The organism is Acetobacter fallax (assembly GCF_011516735.1).
Classification (GTDB): domain Bacteria; phylum Pseudomonadota; class Alphaproteobacteria; order Acetobacterales; family Acetobacteraceae; genus Acetobacter; species Acetobacter fallax.
Genome location: NZ_WOSX01000012.1, coordinates 81,146 through 91,159, shown reverse-complemented (window position 1 = coordinate 91,159; position 10,014 = coordinate 81,146). Strand labels below are relative to the sequence as shown.

The following is a 10,014-nucleotide window of genomic DNA, read 5'->3' as shown; positions in this document are numbered from 1 at the left end:
CCACGTCCGGCTCCGCACCATGACCCTGCCTGATCGGTTCATCGATCATAATTCGCAGTTCGAGCAATATAACGTCGCAGAACTCAACGCCCCGCACATCGTCCATACCGCACTCAACGCAATCGGTGTCAGTGAGGGAATGATGGAAAGCGTTTCTTCGAGAATGGCATCAGGAATAAAATAATGATCAAGACCCGCCGCCCGCTCTCGTCCGCACTATTCGCCAGTGCGGCGCTGGCCCTGTTTACGGTCGCCCTTCCTGCCCCGGCATATGCTCAGGCCACGAATGCCGTGACAGCGCCGGTAGCAGCTCTGGACCAGGCCCTGGATGGGATCCAGCAATCGGGCGCCGGCTCCTTTGAAGCAAGGGCTAAGGCTCTTGGGCCTGTTGTTGATCAGGTTTATGACCTTGAAACAGTGTTGCGCTCCTCTATCGGAGCTGCCCGCTACATGCAGCTTTCAACAGATGACAAGCAGAAACTTCTGCAGGCATTCCGCGAGTATACAGTGGCACGCTATCTCTCCAGCTTTAAAAAGGGCTCCGGAGCGAAATTCACCCTGAGGCCCGAAATCCGTAATTCGCCAACGGGTGGCAACAAGATCGTGACGACTTATATCGGATCAGCCGACAATATGCCCGGTACCGAAATCGATTACATTCTTCATCCGGATGGCGGAACGTGGAAAGTTGTGGACGTACTTCTGCAGGGACATATCAGCCAGGCCGCAGACCAGCGGTCGGATTTCGGCTCAACGCTTTCCTCGGGTGGCGTCAACGGTCTGATCGCTGTACTGAATAAGAAAGTTAAAATTTTCTCCGAGGACTAAGACCTCATGCACCGGCCGTCCCGTTCTACGCTTTGCTTTTCGTCTCGCACAGGACGGAGAACGTGACGGCCATGGCTGCATGTCGAATCTGATGCTTCCTTTTTTTCCGTTCTCAGCGCTGATCTGCAGTGCGATCGGTGTCGCTGGCTGCGTTCAGGCTGCACTTGGGACGCTTCTTGTTGCGCGATTCTGTGCCCGGCAGAGGAAATCTCAGCCGACGCAGGGGCTGCCTCCGGTTACAATTCTCAAGCCGCTCCATGGTGATGAACCCTTACTGGAAGAGGCGCTTGAGAGCTTCTGCACTCTGAGCTATCCGGAATTTCAGATTGTTTTCGGTGTTCAGCGAGCCAATGATCCGGCCATAGCAATCGTTGAAAGATTGCGGCACCGTCATCCGGCGGTTGAAATGACTCTGGTCGTCAATGGCGCCATGCATGGAGAAAACCGTAAGGTCAGCAATCTGATCAATATGCTTCCACATGCGAAACATGAAATTCTTGTCGTTTCCGATTCCGATATCCATGTTGGTCCGGATTATCTCCGTCAGGTAGTCATTAGCCTCAGGAAGCCCGGAACCGGCCTGGTGACGACGCTGTATGCTGGCCTCCCTGCCACAAACAGTCTTCCTCGCCTGTTATCCGCCTGTCAGATCAATCATAACTTCCTGCCAGGTGTACTGCTGTCCCGTTACCTTGGACGGCAGGACTGCCTGGGCGCGACCATGGCGCTTACAAAGGCCACACTTGAAGAAGTCGGCGGCTTCGAAGCACTTGTTCCACACGTAGCGGATGACGCCGTTCTCGGGCGGCTGGTCCGTGCCCGCGAAGACAATATTGGAATCGCAGGTTGCATGACCTGGACCACGATTGGCGAGAAAACATTCTCCGATCTTCTCAGCCATGAATTGCGCTGGGGACGTACAGTGCGGGCACTTGCCCCCGGCGGATATCTTGCCTCCTCGATTCAGCTCCCTCTTTTCTGGCTTGCGCTTGCCATATTATTCCAGCCTCATGCTGACTGGCCGCTCACGGTTTTTCTTTTCGGGTGGCTCTTCCGGGCGATTTGCGCCTTCGCCATGGATCGCACCGTCGGCCAGCGATCACTGTTTCCTCTTCTTCTCCTGCCTTTCCGTGACTGGCTTTCGGCTGCAATTATGCTGGGAAGCATGACAGGAACCCGTGTGGACTGGCGAGGCCACACTATGCATGTCACACCACACGTAACGCCTCCGGCGTCCACCGCTCCGATTGTGACACCACTTTCTCCCGGTGAACGACGATAGATCGGGTCCGCCAGTCAGCAAGCTCTGCTGCAAATGGGCTGTCTGCTATTGAAACACGGCTATTGCAACGCGATCCTGAGAGCGATACCCGTCTGAAACTTTTTTTTGCTCCGGTTCTGCCTGGTAAGGATTTCACGCCATGATGAAGACCCTGTTTCTGCAGCCGCCCACATTTGATGGCTTCGACGGCGGCGCAGGCTCACGCTACCAGGCGAAACGCGAGATCAAGTCCTTCTGGTATCCGACATGGCTGGCGCAGCCGGCGGCCCTCGTCGAAGGCAGCCGTCTTATCGACGCCCCTCCGGCTGGCCTCACGATGGAGCCCGTGCTCGCAGACGCCAGGAATCGCGACCTCGTCGTGATCCACACCTCAACCCCGTCCTTCGCAAAGGACGTTGAGGTCGCGCAGATGCTCAAAGACGTGAACCCGAATCTGAAGATCGGCTTCGTCGGCGCGAAGGTCGCAGTCCAGCCGGAAGAAAGCCTCCTGAAAGGGGCTCCGGTTGATTTCGTTGCCCGCAACGAATTTGATTTCACGATTAAGGAAATTGCCGAAGGTCGGGATTTCAAGGATGTCGACGGCATATCGTGGCGCAACAGCGAAGGCGTCATTGTCAATAACCGCGACCGCGCCATGATCGAAAACATGGACAGTCTCCCGTTCGTGACGGAAGTTTACAAGCGCGACCTGCGGATCGAAGACTACTTCATCGGCTACCTGATGCACCCGTATATCTCGATCTATACGGGCCGCGGCTGCAAATCGCGCTGCACGTTCTGCCTGTGGCCGCAGACCGTCGGCGGACACCATTACCGCACACGTAGCCCACAGCATGTTGCTGCTGAGATCCGACTTGCACGCCAGTATTTTCCACAGGTCAAAGAATTCTTCTTCGACGATGATACATTCACCGATGACCTGCCTCGCGCCGAGGCTATCGCAAAAGAACTCGGCAAAATGGGAATCACCTGGTCCTGCAACGCCAAAGCCAATGTCCCCCGTGACACTCTTAAAGTCCTGAAGGATAACGGCCTGCGCCTGCTACTTGTCGGCTACGAAAGCGGCAATCAGCAGATTCTGCACAACATCAAAAAAGGCATGCGCGTCGAAGTTGCCCGCGAATTCACGAAAAACTGCCACGAGCTTGGCATTAAAATTCACGGCACCTTTATCGTCGGCCTGCCCGGCGAGACGAAAGAGACGATTCAGGAAACCATCAAATTCGCTACCGAAATCAACCCGCATACCATGCAGGTTTCCCTGGCCGCGCCTTACCCAGGAACGGCGCTGCATAAGCAGGCTCTGGAAAATGGCTGGTTCGATGCAGACCACGCGGAGTTGATCGACGAGAACGGTGTGCAGATGGCTCCGCTGCATTACCCGCATCTGTCGCACACTGAAATCTTCAACAGTGTTGATGAATTCTACAAGAAATTTTACTTCCGCGCGCCTAAGATCGCCTCCATCGTCAGCGAAATGGTCCGCAGCCCCCAGATGATGAAGCGCCGTTTGCGTGAAGGCGTGGAATTCTTTCACTTCCTGCGTGACCGCAACGCGGCATAAGAACCGATTGTCTGGTCTATGAAGCGTGCAATCGTCTCGGCTGATGATTTTGGTCTCTCGGTTGAGGTCAATGAGGCGATCGAAATCGCGCATCGCGACGGGGTTTTGTCCACAGCGAGCCTGATGGTTGCCGGTCCGGCTGTGGACGATGCCATCGAACGGTCAAAGCGGCTTCCTGACCTGCGGGTCGGCCTGCACCTTGTGGTTATAGAAGGACCTGCTGTTTTACCTCCTTCGCAAATACCTCTTCTTGTTTCCGAAGACGGTCAGTTTCCGTCCGATCAGCTGAAACTTGGTATCGAGTATTTTTTTCGCCCTGCTGTCCGGCGGCAGCTCGCGGCGGAAATTGAGGCGCAGCTGAATGCTTTTGCAGCTACCGGACTGACGCTTGATCACGCCAATGCGCATAAGCACATGCATTTGCACCCGACAGTTGGGAAAATGCTGATCGAAACGGGAAAACGTTTCGGGTTGCGGGCGGTTCGCGTGCCGCTGGAACCACCCGAGCCGCTTTACGCAGCGGGGACATATACTGATACGCTCGGCGACGCCGCACTGAGACGCTGGACAGCTGTGCTTCGACACCAGGCTCACGAAGCAGGCATGGTGACAAATGACTGGTGTTTTGGCATAGCATGGAGCGGACATATGACCGCCGGCCGGGTCGCGGCACTTGCCGCTCATCTGCCGGAAGGTGTGTCTGAGATCTATTTTCACCCTGCAACTGCAAAAAACGCTCTGCTGCAACGGCTGATGCCGACATATGAACACGAAGCAGAACTCGCAGCACTTTGCAGCCCGGGTTTTCGAGCCGGATTTAAGCACTCGTCGACAAAGCTTATTGGATGGAATGACGTCCGTTAGTCAGATCGGGCGCCGTCTGGCTGCCATACGCTCATAGGCTGCTGAAAATCGTTCGGCCACATCTGCCTCCACGTTCCACGGCAACGAGACGCGGATTGCATGTCCGGACAGTTCTCCAAACCCCATTGCTTCCAGGACGTGTGACGAAGCAGCCTTGCCGGATGAGCAGGCCGCGCCGGCAGAGACACAAAACCCATCAAGGTCAAGCGCTATAAGCTGCGCTTCGCCTTTCATCCAGGGCAGTATAAGACAGGTGGTATTGGCAAGGCGGGGAGCACTCGTACCACTTAGTATAGCCCCGGACTGAAGTGCGGCCATCTCGATAGCGTCCCGTAACGGGCTCAGATCGCGAGGGCTGGCAAGAGCGGCGTCAAGGGCGGCAGCCATTCCCATGATAGCAGGCAGGGCCGGAGTGCCGCCGCGCCGGCCGCGTTCCTGCCCCCCTCCGGCCAGCATCGGAGAAAGTGGAACAGGCGCCTGATCTGCGAGGAGCAGGGCTCCGGCACCCTTGGGACCACCAAATTTATGACCTGACACAGCGATACTATCGGCACCAAGAGCCAGAATATCGACAGGCACTCTGCCTGCGGCCTGCACCGCATCGACATGCAGCTTAGCCCCGGCTTTCCGGCACAACCGGGAAATTTCCCGGATGGGGTTGATTACCCCGGTCTCGTTATTAGCAAGCATCACACAAACAAGTGTGGCCTGTGATGATGACACAAGCTGCGTTTCCAGGGCTTCGCAGTCAATTATGCCATTCTCAGAGACAGGGATAATGCCAGTCCGGGCGCCTTCTTCAGGTGCACGGCGGACTGCGTCATGTTCGGTTGCCCCTATGAGAATCCGTCGGCCCTGCCCAATTCCCCTTACAGCAAGAACGTTCGCCTCGGTCCCCCCGGAAGTGAACACACAGTTTTCTACTGATCCTCCCATATGCTTCGAGACGGTGCGCCGCGCCTGATCAAGCAATGCCCGGGCTACCCGGCCGGCTTTGTGAGATGAACTCGGATTGCCGGTTGTTCGCATTGCGTCCATGACGGCAGCAAGACTCTCGGGACGGACCGGCTCCGTCGCGTTCGCGTCACAATAAATCATCCTGGCGTCACTGATCCGGATATCAACCACGTGCCTGATCCCGTGAAGATACTGTAATTCAGACGGTTGTACGATTTCTGTGGCAATACCCACGCTCACGCAGCTATATGTGGCTTCAGAGACACGATTCGATGGAAATCGTCAGTGTCTCGCTGACTGCAGGCAACCGGTGCGTCTGCGTCTCGCCTTTGCGACGGGAGAGCATATTAATGACCGGGCACACGGTTGAGTCAATCGACTCCGACGTCGACTTACACCCGACAGATTCGGGTGAATACATGATACGGTGAAATTTTCCTCTTCCGCCGCTCGTTACGTATTTTCCGCGAATACGAAGCAGATGGAGCGATTCACCCTGCGTCTGATGCAATGCACCTTTTCCGTAGGTGCGAAGCGGTTATTTCCATACACTCATACCAATCGGATATAATACGCGTCTCCACTTAGTCCGACAATGCTCCTTTGTGATCAATTTTCACATCGGTCGTCGGCTTCGGTCTCTTCGGAGATATTTTTCGATCCCGGACGGAATGGCAAGGCATTGCTCCCGATCCGGATGACATTTCAAACAGGTGCCCGTCATGCCCAGGGACGGAAGCCAGAAAATGCGGAAGCCTAATGCCAGAGGTTATGTTCGCCGGCCCGGATGGCCGCCTTGAAGGACGCTACCATCACTCAAGCGAGCCCAACGCGCCTCTCGCGCTGGTGCTTCATCCGCATCCGCTGCATGGCGGCACGATGAACAATCGCATCACGTACGCGATGTATCGGTCATTTGAGAAAATGGGTTTCTCGGTGATGCGCTACAATTCGCGTGGCGTCGGACGTTCACAGGGTCGCTATGATGGTGGCATTGGAGAAATTTCCGATGCGGCGGCCGCACTGGACTGGATGCAGGCGGTCAACCCGAATGCCGGGGCTTTGTGGATTGCCGGTTATTCTTTCGGGGCTTTCGTGGGCATGCAGCTTCTGATGCGCCGTCCTGAGATCACCGGCTGGATCAGCGTTGCACCGCCGGCTGCGCATTACGATTTTGGTTTCCTCGCACCCTGCCCCTGTGGCGGTCTGATGATTGCCGGAGGCAAGGACGACCTCGCACCGGAGCCTGCAATCCACAAGCTTGTGGACAAGCTCAACACACAGAAAAACGTGCAGGTCGATTACCGTATCTTCCCCGAGGCAGACCATATTTTCGCCAAACAGGCGGACCAGGTTGTTGAGGCACTGGAAGATCACGTCACAACAAAAATGGTGCGACGCACTATGGCGCTCGCAGCTGACTGAAGCTCTGATCAGGGGCCGGTCCTTTCAGGGGGACCGGCTTTTTTATGTCCTGCGGACCGGCTGGATTGTGATCCCGCCAGAGACCGGGTACGGAACGCCTGTCGTTCCCGGGAATGACAGCGGCAAACCTTTTACACTCCTTATCGCCAGAAATCCGAAACACTGAGCCTCCATGGCATCGCCATCCCAGCCATGACGTTCCGCGGATTCGACAGGCGCATTCAGACGTTCCGCAAGTACCCTCATAAGAACAGGGTTATGACGTCCTCCACCGCAGACTATCCATCGGCCAGGCTTCTCCGGAAGGCTAAGACTGGCAACGGACGCAGCAGTAAAAGCAGTCAGAGTCGCAGCGCCGTCTTCGACGGACAGTCCTGCGAGGGCATCGAGAGCGGCATGAAAATGTTGCCGATCCAGCGATTTGGGAGCAGCTTGTGTAAAAAACGGGTCGTCCAGCAGACCATTCAGGACCGGCACATCGATTACACCGGCTTTAGCCAGCTGTCCGTCAATGTCGCAGGGTATTCCGGTATGACGCAACACCCAGTCATCGATCAGAGCATTTCCCGGTCCGGTATCACAGGCGAGAATGGAACCGGATGCACCGATAAATGTCACGTTGCCGACGCCCCCCAGGTTGAGCAGTGCAACCGGCCGCGCGACATCAGCGGCGAGCGCCACATGATAAACCGGAACCAGCGGTGCACCCTGTCCTCCTGCAGCGACATCGGCGGACCGAAAATCATAGACAACAGGTGTTTCCGTCTTCTCCGCCAGCAACGCCGCGTCGCCAATCTGCCATGTCCTGCCATGAGTCGGATCGTGAAGAATGGTCTGACCGTGAAATCCAATGATATCCAGCCGACTCTCCGGACGCACTACTTCGACTTTTTCTCTCAACGCCTGCACTGCCTCAGCGTGTCGTAGCGTGAGTGCCTGGACTGCATCCAGCAAATCGGGATCGCTGGCGAAGAGCGTCGGCGCGCGATCAAGAAGAGCCCGAAGGCGTTTACGCAACTCCGGGGAATAAGGAAGCGTCAGAGAGGGCCCCTGCCACCCGATACGTTCACCGTCAGTTTCAATCCATGCGGCATCCACGCCATCCAGCGATGTGCCACTCATCAATCCGATAACAGACTGCATCCGGTTCCTCCCCGCCTCTGCTTCATGGTAGAGCATCGCCGTGCCAGACGAACAGGATCTCTCCGTGATGACTCAGCAGACCGACAGCCGGCCAGCCGGTACTTTCCGTAGCGATTTCATGCGCGAAGCAGAAGCAAGAGGCTTCATATTTCAGTGCACTGATGCAGAAGCACTTGATACCGCGATGCTTGCCGGGCCTGTCACGGGCTATATTGGCTTCGATCCCACAGCAGACAGCCTTCACGTTGGCTCAGCAACCCAGATTATGCTTCTGCGGCTTTTGCAGAAACACGGCCACCGTCCCGTGGCTCTGCTTGGCGGCGGCACGGCAAAGATCGGTGATCCGTCCTTTCGTGAAGAAGCCCGCTTGCTGATGAGTGAGGAAACAATTGGCAACAATATCGCCGGGATCGAACGCAGCCTGCGACAGATGATGACGTTTGGAGATGGACCATCAGATGCGATTCTCGCCAATAACGCAGACTGGCTCGACAAGCTGTCCTACATTGAACTTCTGCGTGAAGTCGGCGTGCATTTCTCGATCAACAGAATGCTGGCTTTCGACTCTGTCCGCTCGCGACTGGAACGTGAGCAGGGTCTCACATTTCTTGAGTTTAACTACTCCATTCTCCAGTCATATGATTTCCGTGAACTGAATCGTCGTTATGGTGTCACGCTGCAGATGGGTGGCTCGGATCAGTGGGGCAATATTGTCTCGGGAATCGACCTTGTTCGCCGCACGGACAGCAAGCATGTTTTCGGACTGACGGCCCCTTTGCTTACGACAGCATCCGGCACCAAAATGGGTAAAAGTGCGAAAGGGGCGGTATGGCTGTCCGCTGACAAGCTGCCGGTCTTCGAATACTGGCAGTTCTGGCGTAATACAGAAGATGCCGATGTCGGACGCTTCCTCAAATTGTTCACGGATCTGCCAGTCGAAGAATGTGACCGCCTTGGTGCACTTGAAGGCGCGGAGATCAACGAAGCCAAAAAGACACTGGCGACAGAAGCAACCGCGTTGTGTCATGGCCGTGCAGCGGCGGAGGATGCGGCTGAAACTGCCCGGCGTGTTTTTGAGGCCGGGCAGAGTGCTGCTTCGCTGCCAGCAAAAATCCTGCCTCGTGACATGCTGGAAGCGGGCATCCCGGCTTTTCGGCTCTTTGTTGAGGCGGGGCTGGTTGCCAGCAACGGTGAAGCACGCCGCCTGATCCGGGGCGGTGGCGCACGGGTTAATGACGTACCCGTGGGAGATGAAAGCCAGATTGTTTCAATGGCAGACGCCAGAGAGGGTGCCATTAAGCTCTCATCCGGCCGGAAGCATCATCTGCTTGTGCGACCAGAAAACTGAGAGTGGCTGGTCCGATTTTCATTTATGGAGCGAAAGCTCAGGGGCTCCGCCCCTGAGCTGATAAAGACTGACAATCTGCAAAAACTGAAAAATGAGAGCCCGGAGTGCTACGCTTTCACAGGCTCGGGAATGATTTTGGACGCACCTCACTTCCAGCAGGACTGCCCGAAACTCCGGTCGGAAAGATCCGCTATCAGCCCTGGTAAGAAGCAATTTCGATCAGATTGTGATCCGGGTCGTGACAATAGACGGACGTAATCGGTCCCAACGCTCCAAGACGGGCTACGGGCCCCTGAACAACCCCAACGCCACATTCACGCAAATGCTCAATCACATCTGCGCTTACCACCGCTGTGATAAAGCAAAGATCACTTGAGCCACAGGTCGCAAACTCAGCTGTTTCCCAGCCGTCTTTACCTTCAGGGCGGAGATTCAATTTCTGACCACCGAATTTCAGCGCCGTGCGATTATGGCGCCCATATTCCTCCATCTCCATGCCCAGCACACGCTGGTACCATGACGCAGAGACTTCAACATCACGAACTGTCAGCACCACATGATCGAGCCGATCAACAGTGAAACGCATGAGAGCAGCACCTTCCA

The 10,014-nt window shown here is 56.0% G+C and carries 10 protein-coding genes; 7 read left to right on the top strand and 3 right to left on the bottom strand.

Features of this window, described 5'->3' with window-relative positions:
• The 5 genes from GOB85_RS08455 to hpnK form a co-directional block, all read left to right on the top strand.
• The coding region (locus GOB85_RS08455) for a hypothetical protein (protein WP_173577043.1) at positions 1–184 on the top strand (184 nt) is incomplete at its 5' end.
• Complete coding sequence (locus GOB85_RS08450) at positions 184–828, top strand: ABC transporter substrate-binding protein (protein WP_173577044.1); 645 nt, start codon at positions 184–186, stop codon at positions 826–828. The genes GOB85_RS08455 and GOB85_RS08450, both read left to right, overlap by 1 nt.
• Positions 829–907: 79 nt before the next feature.
• On the top strand, positions 908–2,110 hold the full coding sequence (gene hpnI / locus GOB85_RS08445) for a bacteriohopanetetrol glucosamine biosynthesis glycosyltransferase HpnI (protein WP_408737058.1): 1,203 nt from the start codon (positions 908–910) through the stop codon (positions 2,108–2,110).
• Positions 2,111–2,249: 139 nt separating this feature from the next.
• Positions 2,250–3,674 (top strand): hopanoid biosynthesis associated radical SAM protein HpnJ, encoded by a 1,425-nt coding sequence (hpnJ, locus tag GOB85_RS08440; protein WP_173577045.1) that lies wholly within the window; start codon positions 2,250–2,252, stop codon positions 3,672–3,674.
• Positions 3,675–3,692: 18 nt separating this feature from the next.
• The gene (hpnK, locus tag GOB85_RS08435; RefSeq protein WP_173577046.1) at positions 3,693–4,538 is read left to right on the top strand and encodes a hopanoid biosynthesis-associated protein HpnK; all 846 of its coding nucleotides are present in this window, start codon (positions 3,693–3,695) and stop codon (positions 4,536–4,538) included.
• On the opposite strand, the gene GOB85_RS08430 is transcribed toward hpnK, so the two are convergent.
• Positions 4,539–5,636: a cysteine desulfurase family protein gene (locus GOB85_RS08430; protein WP_173577117.1), complete on the bottom strand. Its 1,098-nt coding sequence runs from the start codon at positions 5,634–5,636 to the stop codon at positions 4,539–4,541. It lies immediately after the preceding gene.
• Between the two features lie 618 nt (positions 5,637–6,254).
• On the opposite strand from GOB85_RS08430, the gene GOB85_RS08425 reads away from it, so the two are divergent.
• Complete coding sequence (locus tag GOB85_RS08425) at positions 6,255–6,920, top strand: alpha/beta hydrolase (RefSeq protein WP_173577047.1); 666 nt, start codon at positions 6,255–6,257, stop codon at positions 6,918–6,920.
• Positions 6,921–6,962: 42 nt separating this feature from the next.
• Here the strand turns inward: GOB85_RS08425 and GOB85_RS08420 are convergent, their stop codons facing one another.
• Positions 6,963–8,063, bottom strand: coding sequence for an anhydro-N-acetylmuramic acid kinase (locus GOB85_RS08420; RefSeq protein WP_173577048.1), 1,101 nt, complete (start codon positions 8,061–8,063; stop codon positions 6,963–6,965).
• 67 nt (positions 8,064–8,130) lie between these two features.
• On the opposite strand from GOB85_RS08420, the gene tyrS reads away from it, so the two are divergent.
• Complete coding sequence (gene tyrS, locus GOB85_RS08415; RefSeq protein WP_173577049.1) at positions 8,131–9,411, top strand: tyrosine--tRNA ligase; 1,281 nt, start codon at positions 8,131–8,133, stop codon at positions 9,409–9,411.
• A 193-nt stretch (positions 9,412–9,604) separates the two neighbouring features.
• Here tyrS and GOB85_RS08410 read toward each other — a convergent pair whose 3' ends face one another.
• On the bottom strand, positions 9,605–9,997 hold the full coding sequence (locus GOB85_RS08410) for a VOC family protein (RefSeq protein WP_173577050.1): 393 nt from the start codon (positions 9,995–9,997) through the stop codon (positions 9,605–9,607).
• Positions 9,998–10,014 lie beyond the last annotated feature (17 nt).

What these genes read in the sequence shown, in the direction of transcription:
- GOB85_RS08450 (WP_173577044.1), top strand. Translation starts at nt 184, where the DNA reads ATGATCAAGACCCGCCGCCCGCTCTCGTCCGCACTATTCGCCAGTGCG.
- hpnI (WP_408737058.1), top strand. Translation starts at nt 908, where the DNA reads ATGTCGAATCTGATGCTTCCTTTTTTTCCGTTCTCAGCGCTGATCTGC.
- hpnJ (WP_173577045.1), top strand. Translation starts at nt 2,250, where the DNA reads ATGATGAAGACCCTGTTTCTGCAGCCGCCCACATTTGATGGCTTCGAC.
- hpnK (WP_173577046.1), top strand. Translation starts at nt 3,693, where the DNA reads ATGAAGCGTGCAATCGTCTCGGCTGATGATTTTGGTCTCTCGGTTGAG.
- GOB85_RS08430 (WP_173577117.1), bottom strand. Translation starts at nt 5,636, where the DNA reads ATGATTTATTGTGACGCGAACGCGACGGAGCCGGTCCGTCCCGAGAGT.
- GOB85_RS08425 (WP_173577047.1), top strand. Translation starts at nt 6,255, where the DNA reads ATGCCAGAGGTTATGTTCGCCGGCCCGGATGGCCGCCTTGAAGGACGC.
- GOB85_RS08420 (WP_173577048.1), bottom strand. Translation starts at nt 8,063, where the DNA reads ATGCAGTCTGTTATCGGATTGATGAGTGGCACATCGCTGGATGGCGTG.
- tyrS (WP_173577049.1), top strand. Translation starts at nt 8,131, where the DNA reads ATGACTCAGCAGACCGACAGCCGGCCAGCCGGTACTTTCCGTAGCGAT.
- GOB85_RS08410 (WP_173577050.1), bottom strand. Translation starts at nt 9,997, where the DNA reads ATGCGTTTCACTGTTGATCGGCTCGATCATGTGGTGCTGACAGTTCGT.